The sequence below is a fragment of the Capnocytophaga sp. oral taxon 412 str. F0487 genome (genome assembly GCF_000271925.1).
Classification (GTDB): domain Bacteria; phylum Bacteroidota; class Bacteroidia; order Flavobacteriales; family Flavobacteriaceae; genus Capnocytophaga; species Capnocytophaga ochracea.
The window spans coordinates 16,120-38,731 of record NZ_AJZR01000024.1 but is presented as its reverse complement, the minus strand read 5'-3'; the positions used below and the strand labels follow the sequence as shown (position 1 = coordinate 38,731).

General features: G+C 41.2%; 21 protein-coding genes and 1 pseudogene. 9 read left to right on the top strand and 13 right to left on the bottom strand.

Going from position 1 to position 22,612, the window contains the following annotated elements:
* The first annotated feature begins 83 nt into the window (after positions 1-83).
* From HMPREF1321_RS03795 to HMPREF1321_RS03755, 9 genes are all read left to right on the top strand, one after another.
* Positions 84-1,367 (top strand): citrate synthase, encoded by a 1,284-nt coding sequence (locus tag HMPREF1321_RS03795; RefSeq protein ID WP_009420787.1) that lies wholly within the window; start codon positions 84-86, stop codon positions 1,365-1,367.
* A gap of 2 nt (positions 1,368-1,369) precedes the next feature.
* Positions 1,370-3,577 (top strand): NADP-dependent isocitrate dehydrogenase, encoded by a 2,208-nt coding sequence (locus HMPREF1321_RS03790; RefSeq protein ID WP_009421462.1) that lies wholly within the window; start codon positions 1,370-1,372, stop codon positions 3,575-3,577.
* Positions 3,574-5,841 carry an aconitate hydratase gene (locus HMPREF1321_RS03785; protein ID WP_009421508.1) on the top strand — a complete coding sequence of 756 codons (2,268 nt, stop codon included), beginning with the start codon at positions 3,574-3,576 and terminating at the stop codon, positions 5,839-5,841. Before HMPREF1321_RS03790 ends, HMPREF1321_RS03785 begins: the two co-directional genes overlap by 4 nt.
* A 478-nt stretch (positions 5,842-6,319) precedes the next feature.
* A complete protein-coding gene (locus tag HMPREF1321_RS03780) occupies positions 6,320-7,165 on the top strand; it encodes a hypothetical protein (RefSeq protein ID WP_009421511.1) in 846 nt (281 codons plus the stop codon).
* A gap of 21 nt (positions 7,166-7,186) precedes the next feature.
* Positions 7,187-7,945: a hypothetical protein gene (locus HMPREF1321_RS03775; RefSeq protein WP_009421473.1), complete on the top strand. Its 759-nt coding sequence runs from the start codon at positions 7,187-7,189 to the stop codon at positions 7,943-7,945.
* A 251-nt stretch (positions 7,946-8,196) separates the two neighbouring features.
* Positions 8,197-9,942 (top strand): ubiquinone-dependent pyruvate dehydrogenase, encoded by a 1,746-nt coding sequence (locus tag HMPREF1321_RS03770; protein ID WP_009421464.1) that lies wholly within the window; start codon positions 8,197-8,199, stop codon positions 9,940-9,942.
* A gap of 292 nt (positions 9,943-10,234) precedes the next feature.
* Positions 10,235-10,798 (top strand): hypothetical protein, encoded by a 564-nt coding sequence (locus HMPREF1321_RS03765; RefSeq protein WP_009421447.1) that lies wholly within the window; start codon positions 10,235-10,237, stop codon positions 10,796-10,798.
* 191 nt (positions 10,799-10,989) lie between these two features.
* Positions 10,990-11,934: a cation diffusion facilitator family transporter gene (locus HMPREF1321_RS03760; protein WP_009421444.1), complete on the top strand. Its 945-nt coding sequence runs from the start codon at positions 10,990-10,992 to the stop codon at positions 11,932-11,934.
* Between the two features lie 56 nt (positions 11,935-11,990).
* Positions 11,991-12,374 carry a four helix bundle protein gene (locus tag HMPREF1321_RS03755; RefSeq protein ID WP_009421465.1) on the top strand — a complete coding sequence of 128 codons (384 nt, stop codon included), beginning with the start codon at positions 11,991-11,993 and terminating at the stop codon, positions 12,372-12,374.
* Between the two features lie 17 nt (positions 12,375-12,391).
* Here the strand turns inward: HMPREF1321_RS03755 and HMPREF1321_RS03750 are convergent, their stop codons facing one another.
* The 13 genes and pseudogenes from HMPREF1321_RS03750 to HMPREF1321_RS03690 all read right to left on the bottom strand — a co-directional run bounded on the left by HMPREF1321_RS03750 (position 12,392) and on the right by HMPREF1321_RS03690 (position 22,607).
* A complete protein-coding gene (locus HMPREF1321_RS03750) occupies positions 12,392-13,003 on the bottom strand; it encodes a DUF502 domain-containing protein (protein ID WP_009421487.1) in 612 nt (203 codons plus the stop codon).
* An 11-nt stretch (positions 13,004-13,014) separates the two neighbouring features.
* A complete protein-coding gene (locus HMPREF1321_RS03745; RefSeq protein ID WP_009421458.1) occupies positions 13,015-13,929 on the bottom strand; it encodes a glutaminase in 915 nt (304 codons plus the stop codon).
* Between the two features lie 6 nt (positions 13,930-13,935).
* Positions 13,936-15,231: a gliding motility-associated protein GldE gene (gene gldE, locus HMPREF1321_RS03740; protein WP_034575648.1), complete on the bottom strand. Its 1,296-nt coding sequence runs from the start codon at positions 15,229-15,231 to the stop codon at positions 13,936-13,938.
* 56 nt (positions 15,232-15,287) lie between these two features.
* A complete protein-coding gene (locus HMPREF1321_RS03735; protein WP_002674608.1) occupies positions 15,288-15,710 on the bottom strand; it encodes a single-stranded DNA-binding protein in 423 nt (140 codons plus the stop codon).
* Positions 15,711-15,774: 64 nt separating this feature from the next.
* Positions 15,775-16,794, bottom strand: coding sequence for an A/G-specific adenine glycosylase (gene mutY / locus HMPREF1321_RS03730; RefSeq protein ID WP_034575647.1), 1,020 nt, complete (start codon positions 16,792-16,794; stop codon positions 15,775-15,777).
* Positions 16,795-16,810: 16 nt separating this feature from the next.
* On the bottom strand, positions 16,811-17,020 hold the full coding sequence (locus tag HMPREF1321_RS11475) for a heavy metal-binding domain-containing protein (RefSeq protein ID WP_009421481.1): 210 nt from the start codon (positions 17,018-17,020) through the stop codon (positions 16,811-16,813).
* Positions 17,021-17,095: 75 nt separating this feature from the next.
* A complete protein-coding gene (locus HMPREF1321_RS03725; RefSeq protein ID WP_034575646.1) occupies positions 17,096-17,530 on the bottom strand; it encodes a DUF417 family protein in 435 nt (144 codons plus the stop codon).
* 79 nt (positions 17,531-17,609) lie between these two features.
* Positions 17,610-17,979: pseudogene (locus HMPREF1321_RS03720) on the bottom strand (IS1595 family transposase); the annotation flags it as partial.
* 34 nt (positions 17,980-18,013) lie between these two features.
* Positions 18,014-18,226, bottom strand: coding sequence for a twin-arginine translocase TatA/TatE family subunit (gene tatA, locus HMPREF1321_RS03715; RefSeq protein ID WP_009421490.1), 213 nt, complete (start codon positions 18,224-18,226; stop codon positions 18,014-18,016).
* A 133-nt stretch (positions 18,227-18,359) separates the two neighbouring features.
* Positions 18,360-19,349, bottom strand: a complete 990-nt coding sequence (locus tag HMPREF1321_RS03710) for a DUF4837 family protein (protein ID WP_009421497.1) — start codon at positions 19,347-19,349, stop codon at positions 18,360-18,362.
* Positions 19,350-20,221: 872 nt separating this feature from the next.
* Positions 20,222-20,845, bottom strand: a complete 624-nt coding sequence (locus HMPREF1321_RS03700) for a hypothetical protein (RefSeq protein ID WP_009421420.1) — start codon at positions 20,843-20,845, stop codon at positions 20,222-20,224.
* Between the two features lie 97 nt (positions 20,846-20,942).
* Positions 20,943-21,173 (bottom strand): hypothetical protein, encoded by a 231-nt coding sequence (locus HMPREF1321_RS03695; protein WP_009421486.1) that lies wholly within the window; start codon positions 21,171-21,173, stop codon positions 20,943-20,945.
* A gap of 183 nt (positions 21,174-21,356) precedes the next feature.
* Positions 21,357-22,607 (bottom strand): glycoside hydrolase family 57 protein, encoded by a 1,251-nt coding sequence (locus tag HMPREF1321_RS03690; protein WP_009421504.1) that lies wholly within the window; start codon positions 22,605-22,607, stop codon positions 21,357-21,359.
* Positions 22,608-22,612: the final 5 nt, after the last annotated feature.

Here is a 22,612-nt window from a genome sequence, read left to right as displayed (position 1 = left end):
ATAAGATAGATTTGTCGCTATTTTGTTTGTAAATGTGAAATAATTTTTCTTACTTTGCCCAAAAATAAAAAACAAATTGTACTATGGAAAACACAGCAAAACTGATTTTTGAAGGGAAAGAATATGAATTTCCTATCGTAGTAGGCACCGAAAACGAAAAAGCGATTAATATCGAAAAATTGCGTGCCCTTACTGGATTAGTAACCTTAGATTCGGGTTACAAAAACACGGGGTCTTGCAAGAGTGCCATTACCTTCCTCGACGGCGAACGAGGCATCTTGCGCTATCGTGGCTATAATATCGAAGATTTAGCTGCTAAAGCTGAGTTCCTCGAAGTAGCCTATCTTCTTATTTTTGGAGAACTCCCCACTGCCGAACAGTATGACGATTTCAAAAAAACAATTCACAAGTACACCCTTGTTCACGAGGATATGCGCCATATTATGGACGGTTTTCCGCGCTCGGCTCACCCTATGGGGGTATTGGCATCAGCTACCAGTGCGCTCACTGCTTTTAACCCTGTACCGGTAAACGTGCATTGTCCTAAAAACGTGTATCAAGCGGTCTGTAAAGCCATTGCCAAAGTAACGATTATCGCTTCTTGGGTGTACCGCAAGCGCGAGGGTTTACCGCTGAATTATTACGACAACAGCAAGGGCTATATCGAGAACATTTTGCGCCTCTTCTTCGAAATCCCTACTGAGGAATATAAAATCAACCCTACGGTAGTGAGTGCTCTCAACAAACTGCTCATCCTTCACGGCGACCACGAACAGAACTGCTCTACTTCTACCGTGCGTTTGGTGGGCTCTTCAGAGGCGGGTCTGTTTGCAAGTATTTCCTCTGGAGTTTCAGCCCTTTGGGGTCGCCTCCACGGCGGGGCAAACCAAGCGGTGATTGAAATGCTTGAAGAAATTCATAAAGACGGAGGCGATGTCGATAAGTTCATTAATAAAGCAAAAGACAAAAATGACCCTTTCCGCCTGATGGGCTTTGGGCACCGTGTATACAAAAACTTCGATCCACGGGCTAAAATCATCAAAGTGGCTGCCGATGAGGTGCTCAACGCTTTGGGAATCGACGATCCTATTTTCGGCATTGCCAAACATCTCGAAAAGGTAGCTTTGGAAGATGACTACTTCAAATCGCGCAACCTCTATCCCAATGTCGATTTCTATTCAGGTATTATCTACAAAGCCTTGGGTATGCACTTAGAGATGTTCACCGTGCTCTTTGCTATTGGTCGTCTCCCTGGTTGGATTGCTCAATGGAAGGAAATGCGACAAGGAGGAGAGCCTATCGGTCGTCCACGACAAATATACGTAGGTGCCACCGAAAGACCTTTTGTTGAATTGAATAAAAGATAAAAATGAAAAACATTATCTATACCATTACCGATGAGTCGCCCTATTTAGCTACGCATTCGCTATTGCCCATCATCAAACGCTTTTGCGCCTCTTCGGGTATCAACTTTGAAGCCAAAGATATCTCATTGGCAGGGCGTATTTTAGCCTCTTTCCCCGATTTTCTCACAGCAGAACAACGGGTGCCCGATGCTCTTAGCGAACTGGGGGCGTTGGCAACGCGTCCGGAAGCCAATATCATCAAGTTGCCTAACATCAGTGCTTCGGTACCCCAACTGAAAGCGGCTATTGCCGAACTGCAATCACAAGGCTATGCGCTCCCCGATTACCCTGAAAATCCTACTGATGAAGCTGAAATGGCTATCAAACAGCGGTATGACAAGGTGAAAGGCAGTGCGGTGAACCCTGTCTTGCGCGAGGGTAATTCCGATAGGCGTGCACCTAAATCGGTAAAACAGTACGCTCAAACACACCCGCATTCAATGGGAGCGTGGAGTGCTGAGAGTCTCACAGAAATCGCTACGATGCAAGCGGGCGATTTCTACCACAACGAGCAATCGGTCACCCTCAAAAAAGCCGATGTGGTGCGTATAGAGTTGGTAAGCCCTAAACACGAGGTGCAGGTGCTCAAAGCCGAACTTCCTTTGCAAGCGGACGAAGTGATAGATGCTACTTTTATGAGCAAAGAGGCGCTTTGCAAATTCTATAAAAAAGCCTTTGCCGAAGCGAAAGACAAGGGTGTACTCCTCTCTTTGCACCTGAAAGCTACAATGATGAAGATTTCTGATCCTATTCTCTTTGGCTATGCGGTTGAAACGTACTTTGCTAATTTGTTCCAAAAACACCCACGAGAACTGAAAGCCTTAGGGGTGAATGCGCGCAATGGTCTTTCGGATATCCTCGCCAAAATAGCACAATTACCAGCTGAAGAACAAGAACCTTTAAAGCACGATATCGAGGGAGCACTTACACGAGCAACTGCCTTGGCAATGGTGAATTCTGATAAGGGGATTACCAACTTGCATTTCCCTAACGATGTGATTGTAGATGCTTCTATGCCAGCAATGATTCGCAATGGGGGCAAGATGTGGAATGCTAAAGGCGAGGCTCAAGATACTTTGGCGGTACTGCCCGACAGTACTTATGCGCGTATCTACCAAGTGGTGATTGACTTCTGTAAGAAACACGGGGCGTTTAATCCTGCTACGATGGGAAGCGTTGCCAATGTGGGCTTAATGGCGCAAAAAGCTGAGGAATACGGCTCGCACGACAAGACTTTCGAAATCCCTCATAGCGGACGTGTACAGGTGGTAGGCACCGATGGTAAAGTGTACTTATCGCACAAGGTAGAAAAAGGCGATATCTGGCGTATGTGTACTGCGAAAGATGCTGCCATACAAGATTGGGTGAAATTAGCGGTAACACGCGCACGCCTCAGCAAAACGCCAGCGGTTTTTTGGTTGGACGAGCACCGCGCTCACGATGCGCAACTCATCAAAAAAGTAAAACACTATTTGGCAACACACGATACCGAGGGGGTAGATATCCGTATAATGTCGCCCGAAACGGCGATGCTCTTCACCTTAGAGCGCACTCGCAAGGGCAAAGACACCATTTCGGTAACGGGCAATGTGTTGCGCGATTACCTCACCGACTTGTTTCCTATCTTGGAATTGGGTACCAGTGCCAAAGTGCTCTCTATCGTCCCTTTGATGAACGGTGGCGGACTCTTTGAAACGGGTGCAGGGGGCTCGGCACCTAAATTAACCGAACAGTTTCTTGCCGAAAATCATCTTCAATGGGATTCCTTAGGAGAATTTCTCGCCTTAGGAGCTTCATTAGAGCATTTTGCGCAAAAACACAAGAACCCCAAAGCCTCAATCTTAGCCCAAACCCTTGATGAGGCAACGAGTAAGCTGTTGAACAACGATAAATCGCCTCAAGCCAAAGTAGGTACGCTCGACAATCGCGGAAGTCACTTCTATTTGGCGCTCTATTGGGCAGAAGCTTTAGCGACACAAACTCAAGACAGCGCACTTGCCAAAGAGTTTGCTCCTATCGCCAAAGCCCTAAAAGACAACGAAGCGACTATCGTGGAAGAACTCACCCGTATACAAGGTACACCGGTAGAGTTAGGAGGTTATTACCACCCTGATTTCACCAAAGTAGCAACAGTAATGCAAGGAAGTAAAACACTAAAAAAGATATTATGATTTTTGATATTGAAATGATAAAGAAGGTCTACGCCCAATTTCCTGAACGCGTAGACAAAGCCCGCCAAGTGGTAGGAAGACCCCTTACCCTTGCTGAAAAAATATTGTATACCCACTTGTGGGACGGCACTCCTTCACGTGCCTTTGAGCGCGGAAAAGACTATGTAGATTTCGCCCCCGACCGTATCGCTTGTCAAGATGCGACCGCCCAAATGGCGCTCTTGCAGTTTATGCAAGCGGGCAAAAGCAAAGTGGCTGTCCCTACCACCGTACACTGCGACCACCTTATCCAAGCCAAAGAAGGCGCTACAACCGACCTGAAAGTAGCTACCGAACAGTCTAAAGAAGTATTCGATTTTCTCTCTTCGGTATCCAACAAATATGGTATTGGTTTCTGGAAACCTGGCGCAGGGATTATTCACCAAATAGTCTTAGAAAACTATGCTTTCCCTGGCGGAATGATGATAGGCACCGATTCGCATACGGTGAATGCTGGCGGATTAGGAATGCTCGCCATTGGCGTAGGCGGGGCTGATGCCGTAGATGTGATGGCAGGAATGCCGTGGGAACTGAAATTCCCTAAGCTCATAGGCGTAAAACTCACGGGTAAACTCAGCGGGTGGACTGCCCCCAAAGATGTGATTCTTAAAGTTGCCGATATCCTCACCGTAAAAGGGGGCACGGGCGCTATTGTGGAATATTTTGGCGAAGGTGCTAAATCGCTTTCTTGTACGGGGAAGGGTACTATTTGTAATATGGGTGCCGAAATAGGGGCTACTACCTCTACTTTTGGCTATGATGAGGCGATGCGTCGCTATCTGCTTGCCACTGGACGCGAAGAAGTAGCCCTCGCTGCCGATGCGATCGCTCCCTACCTCACCGCCGACCCCGAAGTATATGCTGACCCCGAAAAATATTTCGACCAACTCATCGAGATAGACCTCTCTACTTTAGAGCCTTATATCAACGGTCCTTTTACCCCCGATAGAGGTACTCCTGTATCCAAAATGAAAGAAGTAGCTCGCGCCAACGATTGGCCTCTCGAGGTGCAATGGGGGCTCATCGGTTCGTGTACTAACTCGTCTTACGAAGATCTCACCCGCGCGGTTTCGGTGGTAAAACAAGCCTTGGAAAAGAGAATTACCCCTAAAGCTTCCTTTGGTATCAACCCAGGCTCTGAACAAATACGCTATACTACTGAACGCGACGGCATCATAGACATCTTCGAGCAGTTGGGCACCCGTGTGTTTACCAACGCTTGTGGTCCCTGCATTGGTCAGTGGGACAGAGAAGGTGCCGAAAAACAAGAAAAAAATACGATTGTGCATTCTTTCAACCGCAACTTCTCCAAGCGTGCTGATGGTAATCCCAATACCCACGCTTTTGTTGCTTCCCCCGAAATCGTTGCAGCTTTGGCTATTGCTGGTAGGTTAGACTTTAACCCTATCACTGATACCTTGCTTAACGACCAAGGTGAAGCGGTAAAACTCACCCCTCCTTATGGCGAAGAGTTGCCCTCTAAAGGTTTTGCGGTTGATGACCCTGGCTATCAGGCTCCCGCCGAAGATGGTAGCAACATCGAGGTCGTGGTATCACCTACTTCCAACCGCCTCCAACTGCTCACGCCTTTCGCTCCTTGGGACGGCAAGAACATCACAGGAGCTAAACTCCTCATCAAAGCGCAAGGAAAATGCACCACCGACCATATTTCGATGGCAGGAGCTTGGTTGCGTTTCCGCGGACATTTGGACAATATTTCCAACAATATGCTCATAGGGGCGGTAAATGCTTTCAACGGTAAAACTAACTCTGTGAAAAACCAACTTACTGGCAAATACGACGAAGTGCCTAAAGTACAGCGCGCCTATAAAGCCGCGGGTATTCCTTCCATAGTAGTAGGCGACCACAACTATGGCGAGGGCTCTTCACGTGAGCACGCTGCTATGGAACCTCGTCATTTGGGCGTACGAGCGGTATTGGTAAAATCGTTTGCGCGCATTCACGAAACCAACCTTAAAAAACAAGGAATGCTCGCCCTCACCTTTGCCAATGAAGCCGATTACAATAAGATTCAAGAAGACGATGTGATCAACTTCCTCGACCTCACCGCCTTTGCGCCTGGCACTCCTTTACACTTAGAATTTGTACATAAAGATGGCAGTAAGGACGTGATTACCTGCAACCATACCTACAACGCCCAGCAAATAGGTTGGTTTAAAGCAGGAAGCGCCCTGAACCAGTTAAAAGTTAAAAGTGAAAGATAAAATGAATAGTGAAAAAGAAGCTGTCCGAAAAAGTCTCAAAATAGCATTTGCGTCGCTACACTTTGCCAAAGTTAATCGCCTGCCGTGCTACGACCTTTGGCAAAGTTAACCTCCTCTGGTGCAAGCTTGTAATTCGTACCCCATTTGCTAATTTCCTAATTCTCTAATTCCCTCATTTCCTCATTTCTCTCGCCTGTGCGACTCGCACCTTTGGCTCGCACCTTATCTTGATAATACATTATAGGGGCGTTTTACAAACGCCCCTATAAACAGAATTCTTCAGATAGATTCATTTTTTTATTGGAATAGTTGTATCAAATTTTCTATGACCCCGAAGTTTGTTTGCTGTGCTAATTCATTCAAACGCAATTTGTAAGTGTTATTAATCTTTAGTAAGAAAGATTTGGAAATATTATAAAAATATATTACTTTTGTAGTACAAAATAAGCTATTTAAATAATTATAAAAAACATTGAATATGAATACTTTACAACAAATAGAAGAAGATGTAAAAGAGTTTTTAGATAAAGGGACTAAGATTTTTTTTAATGAACGAGATTTTCAAGTAGAATTAGCCTTTTACTTAAAAGGAACTAACCATTATAAAAATATTCATTTAGAGTATTCTTTACCTTTAGGAACAACTATATCTTCTAAGGAAAAGAAGAAAAATAAAACAGAATGGGTATGGAATGAGCAACTAAAACAAAGGTGGGAGGAAAAAGGGGGAGATTATACTTTTCTAAAAAAAAGGAAAAAGACTCCACAAAGTATAGAAACTTATGAAAAAACAATTAGGATAGACATAGTAGTGGAAGGGTATGATAATTACTTTTACCCTATAGAACTCAAGTATAAAACTAAAGAGCAAAATGGATCTTTTGAACGTTTTCAAGAAAACTTAGATAATTTAGAAATTTTAAAAGATCATGGTGCTAGGAATTTAGGTAGATATTCTTTTTGGAAAGATGTAGCTCGTTTGCAATTTGTGAAAGGATGTTTTAACAAAGTGAAAGGAGGAATTTGTGTATTTATAACTAATGACAATAAATATACAAAACACCCCACTGATAGTTCACAAAATTTTAGTATGGAAATGAAACTAGAACCTTTAGAAAGTCCTCTTAAATGGCATGAAAATTTTAAACTTCAACATACTACTCACCCTGAGTTTTCATTACAAGGAAATTATCGAGCTATAGATGTAAGTAATGAATCTAATACAAAATGGAAAACTCTTCAAAGAACTATTTTTAAAAACGAAAAGAAGAATGAAAAAGAAGCAAAATCTGTAGATTTCTATTACTGTATAGTAGAAGTATAATTATAAAACAAATATAAAAAGATGTCACTAATAAATAGAAAGAAAATTATTATACCAGAACCCAAAGGTATAATTGAAGGCTACCAGCAAGTTTTTAATGGAGCAGAAGATTGGGTAACTAACAATACTAGTTTATTTTTAGCTAACCTTGCTTTTTTATTGAGAGATTGTTTAAAAGTCGCAGATGAATATAATGATGTAGGCTTTTTTGAAACTGACCCCTATACTTTTATTCCTCCTAAAAATCTTTTAGAGTTCTACTTAGCAAAATATTTGCGTAATCAGTTGGATAAAGAAAGATGGAATCTCCTTTTTAAGAAACCTATCAATGGAATTGTTCCAGATATTAGACTTGTTGAAAAAGAAGATTCTAATAATTATCAAGAGAAGAAAAGGAAACTCAGAACTATCATAATTGATTTGTTTGCAGAGTTGTGGTTGTACCCTATGTACTACAAATCAGACTTTATTGTAACAAAAGCAGATGATGAGAGAGAGATGCCAACTATTTCTCTTGATGAGTTTGTAGCGGAAATTAAGAGAAGAATTAAATCCTATAACGTTTCTACTGAAGACTATTATATAATCTTACCTATTATTAATGTGGTAGGCAAAGGAGAAGGGATAGATTTAGAAGAGCTTGCCAATAGATTAGGTATTCCAAGAAAGAATATTATTATCTTAGCAAATGAATCAACAAAACTAAAACTTACAGAGGAATTAGACGCTTTTATCAGCTTTTTACAATCCTTGAAAATTCTTTTTGAAATTGAAGGTTAGACTGTACAAGTATCTTAATAAACTCTTTTTATTTTGAGTCTTCTAAAGAAGAGATAATCAAACAAAAACCACCGCTGTGCATTTATCCGCTCAACGGTGGTTCTTTATTACCTTAACTTTCCTAATGAGCAAATTTCCAAATTTCCTCATTCTCTCATTTTCTAATTTCCTCATTTCTCTCGCCTGTGCGACTCAAAATAGTATTAATTGGTATTATTTTTGCATACAAAAAATCATTAATAATAAAACATATGAGTAAAAATGTATCCGACCAATTGGTCGAAATGTTAGTACAAGCAGGCGTAAAAAGAGTCTATGCCATTACTGGCGATAGCCTCAACCCTGTAAACGACGCCATCCGTCGCGATGGTCGCCTTGAGTGGATACACGTCCGCCACGAGGAATCAGCAGCTTATGCAGCCTCTATGGACGCCGAACTAAACGGCATAGGCTGTTGTATGGGAAGTTCAGGACCTGGACACGTGCACCTTATCAACGGACTCTACGACGCCAACCGCTCAGGCAACCCTGTGATTGCCATTGCCAGCACCTGCGCCACCCATAAATTTGGTACCCACTGGTTCCAAGAAACCAACCCCTTCTTGCTGTTTCAAGATTGCAGTAAATACGTGTATGTAGCCAATACCCCCAAACAGTTCACCACAATGATGCAACGCGCCATACAAACGGCTATCAACGAGAAAGGCGTGGCGGTATTGGGACTCCCTGGCGATGTAGCAGGCGCCGACCTCGAAGAAGTGCCTTCCGCTACACAAACCTTCTTAGCAAAACCCGTAGTACGCCCTTCCGATAGTGAACTCGACAAATTATCAGCCGTACTAAACGACGCTAAAAACAAGAAAATAGCCCTTTACTGCGGTCACGGTTGTCAGTATGCGGTGAAAGAAGTAGAACAGCTTGCCGAAACCCTTAAAGCGCCTATTGTCGCTTCTTTCCGTGGCAAAATATTCTTCGACCGCACCGATAGCCCTTATATAGCGGGAATGAACGGCTTGCTCGGACACCGTTCAGGTTATGATGCTTGCGCCAAAGCCGATGTGCTCGTAATGCTCGGCACCGACTTCCCTTATGCGGAGTTCTTGCCTAAGAAAAGTACTATTATCCAAATAGATGAACGCCCCGATATCATTGGGCGTCGTGCCAAAGTAGATTACGGTTTTGCAGGCGATGTGAAGGACACCATTACCGCCTTATTACCTAAACTCACCCCTCGCACCGACGATAGTTTCCTCAAAGACATTCACAAAGAGTATTTGGATCTTGAAAAATCATTGGACGATTACACCAAAAAGAAAACCGAAGAGAACCAAATAGACCCCGAATATGCAGCTAAACTTTTGGATAAATACGCCGCCAACGATGCTATTTTCACCGTCGATACAGGTATGAATGTAGTATGGGCAGCGCGCTTTATCAAAGGTACAGGCAAACGTTACCTCACCGGTTCGTTTAACCACGGTTCTATGGCAAACGCCCTCCCAATGGCAATTGGGGCAGCAGCCTCCTCCAAAGGCAGACAAGTGGTAGCAATGTGTGGCGATGGCGGTCTATCAATGCTCTTGGGCGACTTGGCTACCCTGATGCAATACCAATACCCTGTGAAAATATTTGTGTTCAACAACCGTTCGCTCGCAATGGTAAAACTCGAAATGGAAGTATCGGGCTACCTCGATTGGCAAACCAATATGGTAAACCCTCCTTTCGACAAACTTGCCGACCTGATGAACATCAAAGGCTATGAAGTGCGTAAAACCGAAGACCTCGAAGCCACCGTAAAAGCAGCTTTCGAGCACGACGGACCTACCTTGGTGAATATCTACACCAATCGCGATACCTTAGCGATGCCTCCTCATATCACTTTTGAACAGATGAAAGGTTTTGCAACCAACATCATCAAGAAGATAGGTCAAGGTGACTTTGCAGAAGCCAAAGGCAGTATTGCCAACAGTATAAAACACATCAAGGACGTTTTTTAGATTTTAATTTTGATAATAAAAAAGTCGCTAAGCGAGATGCTTAGCGACTTTTTTTCTTGTATTTACTCTGTTACTCTCTTTTCTTCAATTCTCAGCCTTGTATCTCAAACGCACAATCCTTGTCCTAAAATCCTACAACCCTTGAATAAGAATTTGCCCATAAAAAATTATCGCCAGAATTTTGCACCGTAAAAACTTGATAAGGAGAAAAGCCGAAAGACAAAAGGTAAATATAAAGTCGACGCCTTCCATCTTTTAGTTCTTTGACCTCTTATCTAAAAAATCAATCATTATGGCAAGAAGTAAAAATAATGTAGTAACCGAAGGATTGAGCGGTATGTTAGCTCGCCAAATCGTATTCCGCCAACGCGCAGGACAAACCATCGTAGGGAAAGCCCCCGTTCGCTCTCAGAAAGCAAGCCAAGCACAACAGCTACATCAGCAAAGGTTTGCCCGAGCAGCTTTCTATGCTAAAAGCGCTTTGCAAAATAGTGCACTTAAGCAAAGCTATGCCGAGGAAGCTAAAAAGCGTCCAGGTACCACCCCCTATAATATGGCAATTGCCGATTATCTTAAAGCTCCTGTGATTGACGCGGTAGATACCTCAAACTATACAGGTTCCGTTACCGGAGAAAAGATTGTCGTACAAGTGTCCGACACTTTTAAAGTAACAGGCGTGAAAGTGAAAATCACCGACCACGATGCTACACTTGTAGAAGAGGGGAATGCTACCTTCCAAGAAGGTAAGTGGGTGTATACCACCACTGTGGTAAACGCTTCTCTTACCGGCGATAAGGTAATAGTAACAGCCACCGACCGTCCTGCCAATGTTACCACTAAGGAATTTATCCTTTAAAGTGAGTAACAACAAGAAAGGTAAAGCCAGTTTTGCTGGCTTTACCTTTTATCTTTTACCTTAAAATCACCCTTATTACAAAATAATTCGTACCTTTGCATCGCTTGTTACCTTTTACTCACACACCACCCAGCTGTGAGTCATTACTGATTTTACCTTTTACCTTTTATTTTTAATAGAAAAATATTATTATGGAACATTCACACCACCAACACGACCATCATCACCACGGTCACGACCACCATCATCACACCGTAACTGACCTCAGTACTCTCAATCGTGCCTTCTACATAGGCATTGGGTTGAATCTGCTCTACACAATTATTGAGTTTGCAGTAGGCTTTCGCGTCGATTCCTTAGCACTTATCTCCGATGCAAGTCATAATCTAAGCGATGTTGCCAGTTTAGTGATTTCACTTATCGGTATGAAACTCACCCATCGCACCGCTTCTCAGCTTTATACCTATGGCTACAAAAAAGCATCTATTCTCGCATCGCTCATCAATGCGGTACTACTGATGTACATTGTGATAAAAATCTTTATCGAAGCCTTCGAGCGTCTTGCTAATCCGCCCGAAATGGTCGGTTCAGCAATTATGCTTACAGCTTTTATAGGAGTAATAATCAATGCAGTTTCAGCATTCCTATTCTACAAAGGACAGAAGACAGATATCAATGTCAAAGGGGCTTTTCTGCACCTAATGCTCGATGCTTTGGTATCGGTAGGGGTAATTATCTCAGGGGCAATTGTATATTTTACCGGTTGGAACTTAGCCGACCCTATCAGTAGTTTTATGGTAGGTATCGTGATTCTGTTCTCCACTTGGGGATTGCTCAAAGAAAGTGTAAAACTCATCTTAGATGGAGTGCCTCACGACATCGATAAGGAACATATACAGCATCTTATAGAAGAGCACCCAATGATAGAGAGTGTACATCACTTGCATATTTGGGCGCTCAGTAGCTCACAGAACGCTCTCACGGCTCATATTGTACTGAAAGAGTGCATTACGCTTAAAGAATTTATGAATATTAAAGCCGAGTTAAAGCACAAACTCTCACACGAAGGGATTACCCACAGCACTTTTGAAATAGACACCGATAATTGCCACTGCGAAGAAGAAAAATGTAATTAATACCACAAAGCTAATAATACCAATAAAACCAATAATTAGAAGATTAAAATTAGAGTATGAAAGAAAATATTTTGAAAACAAAAAGTCTTGATTTTGCTATTAGAATAGTAAATCTTTATAAATATTTATATGAAAGTAAGAAAGAATTTGTACTTTCTAAGCAAATATTGCGCAGTGGTACTTCTGTAGGAGCAATGATATGTGAAGCTGAACATTCTGAAAGTGCTGCTGACTTTGTACATAAAATAGCTATATCACAAAAAGAAATAAATGAGACGCTCTATTGGTTAGAACTTTTATGTAAGACAGATTATATTACAGTTACTGAATATGAAAGTATCAAAGAAGATGCTATAGAAGTAGCTAAAATAATCTCAAGCAGTATAAAAACAGCTAAAAACAATATTAAAGCAAAAGCTAATAGCCTAAACAAACAATAAACTACTATATAAAATCACTATTTATTACCAGTATTATTGGCATTACTGGTATTATTGGTATTAGAAAGGATTCCGCCACTAAGGGCAAACTCCATTGCTTTTTGGGAAGAGAAACCTTCAGCAGGCTTTATGTTATCTTTAGAAGTAACAATCACCCAACCAGAAATAGCATACGAATGCGGAAGATAAACACTTACCATTTCGCTGAGCTCAGCAAAATCCATAGAAGGTTGGGTAAGGAACCCAATACGCCATATTTCGGGCGTTTCATTCACTTTTACCCATACCGGATTAGTAAGCTTGCGTTTGTCACCTACAAAAGAAGCTAAAATATCTTTAATAGAAGAATAAATAACCTTTACACCGGGAATATGAGCTACTAAATAATCTAATAGTCCCACGAACAGTTTCCCTAAAATCAGTCGACTACCAATAAAACCAATAATAGCAGTACCAAGTAAAACCAAAGCAAAGACTAACCCTGGGTAAGCCTTTGAGATATCAGGCACAAGGTTATCTACACTCTTGAATATCGACCAAATAATCCAGATAGTAGCACTCAGCGGACCTATGATAAGTATCCCCTGAAAAAAGTATTTAATAAAGGTACTGAAATAATTCTTTAACATATATTTTATTACTAAAAAATAGAAGTATGTGTTTGTGCGGTAAACTCTTCTAAGAACTTCATTCCTCTATACGAATTCCCTTTGTTATTAAGTTTCGGACTCCATACCGCAATGCTATATTGATTAGGCAAAAGAGCTACAATACCACCTCCTACACCGCTTTTACCTGGTAGTCCCACCTTAAAAGCAAACTCCCCCGACTCATCATAGAAACCACACGTTTGCATCAAAGCGTTTACCCGTTTAGTACAAGTTTCAGTAAGGATTTGAACTCTATCGTGCATACGGATACCATCGTTGGCAAGAAACGAGAAGATATATGCCATCGATTTGCAAGTAAGCTCTAATGAACAAAGTTTAAAGTAGAAATTGAGTACCTCAATAGGGTCATTCTCTATGTTCCCTAATGATTTGATATAATAACATAAGGCAAAATTGCGATATCCTACTGATTTCTCCGATTCGGCTACTAATATAGAGTAATTTATACTATTATCATTAGCTAATTCTCTTACAAAAGTTAAGAAATCGGCTTCAGCATCTTCCAAGATAGAGAGGAGAATATCACAAACTACAATAGCCCCTGAATTGATAAGAGGGTTACGTGGAATACCGTTATCGGCTTCTAACTGTATTAATGAATTGAATGAAGTGCCCGAAGGTTCTACATCTACACGTCGCCATAGTTGGTCGCCTATAATACTATACGCCAACGAAAGTGCTAATACCTTAGAAATACTCTGTGCTGAAAACTTTTCATCGCAATCACCAATCCCATACGATTGTTTGTTGAGGCTATAAAAATATACCCCAAACTTATCGGGGTTCACTTGTGCCAATTCTGGGATATAAGTAGGAACTTTACCTAAATTATCAGCAGATAAAACAGATTGATATATAGTGTCAATTATTTTAGAATATTTCATATGTATTTATTGTGGATTGTTCGTTCTAATGATTTTGATTTGCTTGATGCGTTTCTTGTCAAAAGCCTCTACAATGAATTTATAGTTGCCAAAGAGGATAGGTGTTCCTTTCTGAGGAAAGTTGCCCGAAATCTCCAAGAGAAAGCCTGCAAGCGTTTCGGCATCACCGCGATTTTCATCAAATAGAGCCTCTTCTTCATCAGTAAATTCAAGAATGCGATAGAAGTCCTTCAAAACCGTTTTTCCTTCAAAAATAAAGACATTATCATTGATTTTGGAGTGTGTTACATCTTCATCGTCAAACTCATCGTTGATATTTCCCACAATCTCTTCTATGATATCCTCTAAGGTAATCACTCCACAAGTACCACCGTACTCATCTACTACAACAGCGAGGTGTATCTTCTTCTCTTGAAACTCGCTCAACAAATCGTCTAATTTCTTGTTTTCGGGAACGAAGAAAGCATTGCGTTTCACACTATTCCAGTCGAAATCAGTTTTGTCTAAATGTGGCAAGAGGTCTTTGATGTAAATTACCCCTGTGATATGGTCTAAATTCTCGTGGTATACGGGAATGCGTGAATAGCCTATCGCCACGATTTCGTTTAGCAACTCCTGATATGAGAGTTCTTCGCTGAGAGCAAAGATATCTACACGGGGTACCATTACTTCGCGGGTTTCGGTATTGCCAAAAGAGACAATGCCCTCTAATATCTTCTTTTCCTCGTTGGTGGTATCTTCTTCGGAGGCAAGTTCTAAGGCTTGCGAGAGTTGTCCTACTGAAATATTGCTTTTCTGTTTGCCCAATTTCTTTTGTATCCATACGGTAAAGTTTTTCATCGGCATACTGATGGGTGTAAAGAAGGTGTCGAGGATATAGATGAAGTAAGCTACGCGCTGTGAAAACAAAATATTGTTGCGATTGGCGTAGATTTTAGGCAGGATTTCACCGCAGAGCAAAAGCACAAAGGTAACCACGCCCACATCGAGTACTGCCCGTACCCAAGGAGTTGTAATTCCCCCGAAGAGGAAGTCTCCTAAATCGGCAAAGAGGAGTACGATAGAGATGTTTACCAAGTTATTGGCGATAAGTACCGTTGCCAATAGCTTTTTAGGATTCTCTGCGAGCTTGGCTATAATATTGCCGGTAGGCGTTTTTTCTTCTTTGAGTGTTTCAATCTCAGCAGGAGTAAGCGAAAAGAGAGCTACCTCGGCTCCTGAGATAAGAGCAGAGCAGAATAATAATAGTATAAACACTGCAAATTGAATAACGATACCCACGTCAATGCTTAAAAAAGGCATTAATGAGAGTACCGACAAAGGTTCTGTTTCCAAAATATTATTATTTCGTTACACATTTAGAAAGGAGGCTCCGTGCTTACGGGCGGTTCAGGAGCCTTAGGTTCAGCTGTTTTAAGAGCTGGTTTAGGTTGCCCATCACGTTTAGGATTTGGTAGGAAAGTTACATCGGAAGCGTGGATTTCAGTTGTTTGGCGCATCACGCCGTCTTCCGTTTGCCATTTACGTGTTTTGATGCGCCCTTCGACATAGATAAGGTCGCCTTTGTGAGTGTATTTCTCTACGAGTTCTGCCAGCTTGTTGCGTACGATAACAGTATGCCATTCGGTACTGCTAATGCGCTCGTTGGTAGCGCGATTGGTATACTCATCATCAGTGGCTAAGGGGAACTGACCAATGCAGTTACCTTCGCTGAAATAGGTAAGCTTCACAACATCTCCCATACGACCTATGAGAATAACTTTATTTAAAGTTCCGTTCATTGATATATATAAATATAAAGTTGATAATCTAAATATTCTCCAAAAGTACGACAAAATTTTAAAACTACCAAAATTTGGTAATGAAATTTGCAGTGAGAGCTGATACGGGATAGCTGTGTATATCGGAGATAAGTATGCTATTATCAAGGAGTTCGGTGGTGGTAACTATCCAAAAAGAAGTATAAATATGCTGGTGGGTGAGTTTGTGGATTACAGGCATTTCGTTGTACAAGCTCACGGTAGCAGAGGGTAAGATAGAGGCTATTTCTTCGGTAGTAGCAGGAGCGTGAGTTTCGAGTAGAGGAAACTCATAGAGCCCGTGCCAGATATCTTTGCCTTTGCGCTTTTGCAAAAGGGTTTGTCCGTAAGGATTGAGCCATACGAGATAGTTGAAATAGCGTTTTTTAATAGTGATTTTCTTGATTTTTACGGGTAGGACGTCTACTTGCTGATGATGAAAAGCCCAACAGTGGTCACGTAATACACAATTTGCACAATCGGGACTCTGGGGAGTGCACTGCAAGGCGCCGAACTCCATCAGGGCTTGGTTATAAGTGCCGGGGTTGTGCTTGTCTAAACATTCGTAAGCTAATGCTTTGAACTCTTTGGCACCTTGTGGACTGTTAATAGGTGTTGCAATACCAAAAAGACGAGAGAGCACACGGTATACATTACCATCGACTACGGCACAAGGTTCGTTATAACAAAAGGAGGCTATGGCACTTGCAGTATAATCGCCTATACCTTTGAGTTTTACAAGTTCTTTATAGGTTTTTGGGAAGACACCTCCCAATTCAGTAGCGATATATTGCGCTGTGTGGTGTAGATTCTTAGCGCGCGAGTAATAGCCTAAGCCCTGCCATAGTTTGAGCACTTCTTCTTCGGGGGCATTGGCTAAATCGGTGATGGTAGGGTACCGACTGATAAAACGCTGGTAGTAAGGCAGACCTTGCACTACGCGCGTTTGCTGTAAAATTACTTCGGAGAGCCATACCTTATAGGGATTAGCGGTGCCACGCCAAGGCAAAGACCTTTGCGCAACTTTATACCAAGAAGTTAGTTTGTTGATGAGCCAATCTGTCAATTTGTGATTTTGCTAATTAGATAACTACGGCAGTGCCGCTAACAGTAACCATTAGCATACCGCCGTTAGCGCCTACGGTTTCATAATCGAGGTCGATGCCAACGATCGCATTAGCACCTTTTTGGGCAACACGTTGTTGGAGTTCAGCAAGGGCAGAATCTTTAGCTTCGCGGACTTTTTGCATAAAATAGTGTTTCTGCAGTAGGACTTTCTGTATCAAATCCATAAAAATCTTTTCTGACTTAATATTTTTTATGACTACATTTGCTACAGCAATATCCTTCTTTCCATTTTAAAAAAGCTACTTAGGCTTGTTCATACTTATCATTCCAAAGCCTAACATAGGAATATCTTTTAAAATAAAGAAATCAGTAACGGGAACTCCTTCTATATAGTAATAGGTTTTAGCAGAAGTAAAAAGAAAACTCAAAGTAATAAGAAAAGTAATTGTACAACCTACAAAGGCTAATTTACGCACTATCGGAGAGAATATCCCTATTATCAGTGCTACTGCTATAGCTATCTCTATTACGCCTATGAGATTGGAAACTCCTTGCAAACTTAGAATTTTATAAAGCCATGATAGCAGGAAACTTTGTTCTACTAAGGATTTAATTCCCTCTGCCTCAGCGTGAGTAAACTTGAATGCGCCTATCCAAAGTAGAATTGTTGCCACTCCAAAAAGACTGATGTAATACCCTATTTTGTAACATAGGGAGATACTGTTATTTTTCATTTCTTGCGATTTATTATATTGCAAAGTTGCGATTTTTTTAAGTAAAAAAATTACTGAGGTGCCTATTAGTTACATACTAAGGAATTTGAGTTATATGAAAGTCTTTTATAGGTTTATATCCTTTCCATTGGTCAGTAGTAACTTGTGCTGTTTTCCTTCCTCTTTTTCCTCCTATGGTAAATTCATCAACCTAAACACTATTATTCAATTTGTGCGATTCACTGGATTTCATAGTTTCACAGACTTTTTGCATAAAATAGTGTTCCTGCAGTAGGACTTTCTGTATCAAATCCATAAAAATCTTTTCTGACTTGATATTTTTTATGACCACATTTGCTACAGCAATATCCATCTTCCCATTTTGAAGAAGCTAAATATTCTTCGCAATCTAAGTCAGTTTTAAAGCGTTCAGTAAACTATAAGAGGTTTTGTCCATTAAATAATCTCATAATGCATTAATTTTCAGAGTGCAAATATATGAAATTATTTTGACATCTCAATTTCTGATTTCTCGGTATTTTCTTTTTTCTTGTCGGTATCGTTATTCTCTTTGGTAGCATCTTTGAACTCGCGAATACCTGTGCCCAGACCACGCATTAATTCGGGAATTTTCTTGCCTCCAAAGAGCAATAATATAAGGGCTACAATGATGACTACTTGCCAGGGACCTACTACCCCTAAAAATATACTTAGCATAGTTATTAGATTTTAGTTGTTAGTTATTAGTGAATTAGGTATGTCGGAATTGTCAAACTTAACGGACGATTCTGAACAAAGAAATAATATATAGTGCAAAATTACAAAACTTTTTTGAATTGGCAATCTTTTTCTAACGACTAAATTCTATCGACTTGATAATAGCTTCGAGTTCGAAGAGCATATCGCGTTTAGCAACGCCTGGGGCATATAAAAAACCTTCGGCTACTACCAGGCGGTTATGAGCTTTGTCTTCAATAATATAATTGATATAGGGGCCTCCAAGGGCGAAATCTTTTACTTCCCACAAGCCTTTGCTTTCAATGGTTTTTCGTCCTTTTATCTTCGTTTCGCTGATGCTGGGAGCCAAATAGGTTTCGGTAACCATATACATACCTTCTTTGGGACCTGGAATATATTTTTTGCCTATGGAATCGCGCATCTTTACGATGGTTTTAGCGCGCCCTTCTTCATCGGCAGGGATACTTCCCAAAGGCATTTCGTAAAGGATAATACTTGCTCTTCCGCCTTTGATAGGGCGTTCTATCCAGAAGAAATTGTCGCCGTATTTTCTCACCTGGTACACGGCGGGCATCACGAATTTGAAGCCTAAGGTTTGTTCTACTTGTTTGTCTTTGCTAAGGGCATTGTTAAAACGATGACGTGTTTCTTTGAGGTCGTTGTTCTTGAACGCAAGGATAAACTGGTCGTGAAATTCTTCGACTTTACAGGCTATATCGCGCACTTGTTTGCCTTGTACTTCGCATACTACTTGTGGTTTGGCGTATACATCGTCGCTGATAGTTGCTTCGTTTTTATTACCGCGATGCACAATAAGCACATTGCGACTGTTACGGGTGTTGCCTTCAAATACTTGTGGGGGCACTTGATGTAACGAAAAGATAGGTTCTTCCGTAGGTAGTCCATCGATAGGGGCGGCGAAGTAACGGCGAATGGTATCGCCTACGGCGCCTTCCCATAGGTCGTTATCGATGACCACGGCGAGGGTGTTGATTTGCCCTACTGAAGAGGGGAGGTAAGTTTCTCCGTTTTTATTGTTGCTATTGTTACAACCCAATAGGAGCAAGGAGCAGGCGATGCTTGCAAATAGAAAGCGTTTCATAAAAATAACTGATTATTTCTTTATAAGAAAAAATACAGCTAAAATCGTTCCAAAATCACTTTTTTGGTAAAAAATATTGTTAGATTAGCAAGAAGGTGCGAGCCGCACAGGCTGTTAAATTAGGAAATGAGAAAATTAGCAAATTAGAAAATGAGAGAATGGGAAAATGAGGTAAATGCCAATAATACCAAACAACCAACTTTGCCCAAGTTTCAAACTTTGCCAAAGTTTGAGATGAAAAAGCGATGTGTTGAGGTTATTAGGAGGATTCGGAAGATATCGGAGAAGAACGGAAGAAAGCTGAGAGAAAATTTGGTGAAAAAAAGGTGTAAGGAGGGTGGGGTTAGCTTATAGAGAGCTTATAGGAAGCTTATACGAATCTTGGACGATTGGTATAGAAAGGGTATATAAGTGGTTGAATCATAATGTGATATAACAACACAAAAAATGGTAAAAACGAGGTTTCGAGGCGAAAGAAAGAGGAAGAGGCACTAGGTCTTAGGCCATAGGCACTAGGGGGAGTATGACGGAAAGGAGAAGGGATAATTAGGGAATTAGCAAATTAGAAAATTAGTAAATGGGAACGTGTAATAGAAACATCCCCCTTTACACATACCCAGCTGTCGCTGGCTACCTTCAAAAGGGGGAATGTAGTGACGAAAAAAGTGAAGGAAACCTTTCCCCCTTCTCACATACCCAGCTGTCGCTGGCTACCTTCAAAGGGGGAATGTGATGATGGGGGAAAAAGAGGGGTGGGGTGGAAATCCGTGAATAATATGTAAATTATTAAGGAGGTAAATGGTGCTACTTAGGTAATTGGTAGGCAATGAATAATAGGGATAATTTGTTTAAAGACTTAAATAGCTAATTTGCTACATTGCGAAAATTAGATTTCTGAACAATAACAGTAGCGAGAGCTGTGGTAAAACCCCAATGAGCCAACTTAAAAACATTAGCCATAAGGACTTCTGGTTGAGGTAAGCTTGTGCTGAAATACAGGCTCCGCTGAGGAATAAGAAAAAGGCTATTATGTAGGTCATATCTTTTTCTACGGCAATACTGAGCAATACTGAGAAGGTAGTAAGCGCCCCCATTCCCATAGCGAACATATTGACTTGCAATCGCAGAAAATGTAAAAACAAAATTATAAAACAGCTGATAGCTAAGTTCATCACATAGAAGTAGAGGATAGGATAGGGGTCGATGGGGGTGATGCCAAAAGCTACCCCTAAGAGCATTGCTATATAGCCGTACAAAAGCCATTTTTGTTTTTCTAACGGAATGATAAAAGGGTTCTGCAACCAGCCTACTACAAACAAGATGAGGTAGATGAGTGTAGGGATAGCAATGGTAACTATTAGTAATAATAGCCACGTAAACTTCATTTGCTCTACCGGGAGAGGGAAAGGGATATTAAAAAGCACCACCATAGCTCCGTAGATAGGGAACCAGATGGGGTGAGTAAAAAAAGCTATGATATAACTCAAAAAACGCATTGTATTCTTCTTTTTTTGCAAAGGTAGTACAAAATAGCAAAATAGCAAATTTGAGAAAGAGCAAAAAAGCCCCTCGCGTGAGCGAGGGGCTTTTTATTTAAGGAGTGTAAATAATGTTTTCTACTAAATCGTTGTCGGTATTCTTGGCGAGCTGTGAGTTTTTCTCGTTAAAAGGTGTGGTATAGAGAAACTCTTCGCTACTTAAATGTCCTGTGGGCATCTCGTCGGGGTTCGTCTCGGCAACTTTATTGGTTCCAGACAGTTCTTTCAGTTCTTCAACGACAATCTCTTCAAAGAAATTGTCTTTCCTTGTTTTTACATTTTTCATCTTGTCTGCTTTTAAATTATTATTAAACTTTCTTTTAGTGCTTAGGTCACACGCCATAGGGCATAGGTTTCGAGGGGTAGCGTTTCTCAAAAGAGGGTAACATTTCCCCCTTTCACATACTCAGCTACGCCAGCTGGCTGACTTCTCTTAAATAGGGGGAGAAGGGGACTGAAAAGTGACTTTTCACTTTTTCCTTGTCTGCCTCTTTTTCTTTGTTACTTGTGTGGTTTGCACCTCTTCTTGCTCGTGTGGTTTGCATCTTTCGATGAAATCGCTGAGCACGTTCATATAGTTGATGAAGGCTTCGTAGGGCGAGTCATAAGGCAAACGATACTTGTGATAGTCCGCCCCCGAAAAAAGCTTAGTACGCATAAAATAGAAGTGCTCACTGGCTTGCAGACGAGTATAATCGTCTATGAGGTCGGCGTTCTTTTTCTTTCTTACTTCTGGTTGTATCTTAAAGAGCTCTCGGAAGGCTTCTTTTTGTAACTCGTTACCCAACCAAGAGGTGGTATCGCGCTCTTCGTCTGTCCACGAAATAGGGTAGGGCACAGGCAAGACATCTTTAGCAGGGTGCTTTTTGGCTACTTCCTTAGGCAATAAGAACTCATAGTTATCGTCTTCCATCATATAGATGATGAAATAGCGCAAGAAGTCGAAAATACCGCTTTGGGCGTTGTTGTAATAGCCTATTACCTCGTAGTTCATAAACAGGTTGAGCACCTCGCTATCTTGCAAGCTGTTTTTCACCCAACTGATATACTTTTCGGAAGTGAGTGGGTATTCACTCCAATTTCTATCGGAAAAGCGTATGGCGATATCATCACTGAGTTTGCTGTTTTTGAGCAAAAGGTTGAGGTTTTCGTCGATAGCGTTTTTGTAGACAAAGTTTGGACTCTTCCAACCCAATACGTGCTTAGCTCCATCGGTGAGCATCGTCTTGAAACCGAGTTTTGCGACGCGTTCGCCTATGGTATCGGAATAGATGAGAGAGGTGTTGCGAAAAGTTACAGGCTTCTTACCAAAGAGCTGTTTGATAGCCGTAGTATGTCGTTTTACTTGTTGTTCGAACTCATCGGTATCATCGGAAAGCGAAGCCAAAGAGTGGGAATAAGTCTCTGCCAAAAACTCTACACTACCGGTTTGGGCGAGTTCTTGGAAAGAGCGTATCACCTCAGGAGTGTGCATTTCGAGCTGATCGATAGCACTTCCTGTGATAGAAAAAGCTACTTTGAACTTGCCTTTGTATTTATTGATAAGCTCCAAGAGCAAGGCGTTAGCAGGTAGATAGCAATGCTCAGCCAAATCTTCAAGCTCAGAGCGATTGGCGTAATTATCGAAGTAATTATGTTTCTTACCGATGTCGAAGAATTGATACTTTCTAAGACGTTCGGGGTGATGGATTTGGAAATAGATACAAATTGACTTTTTCATCGTTG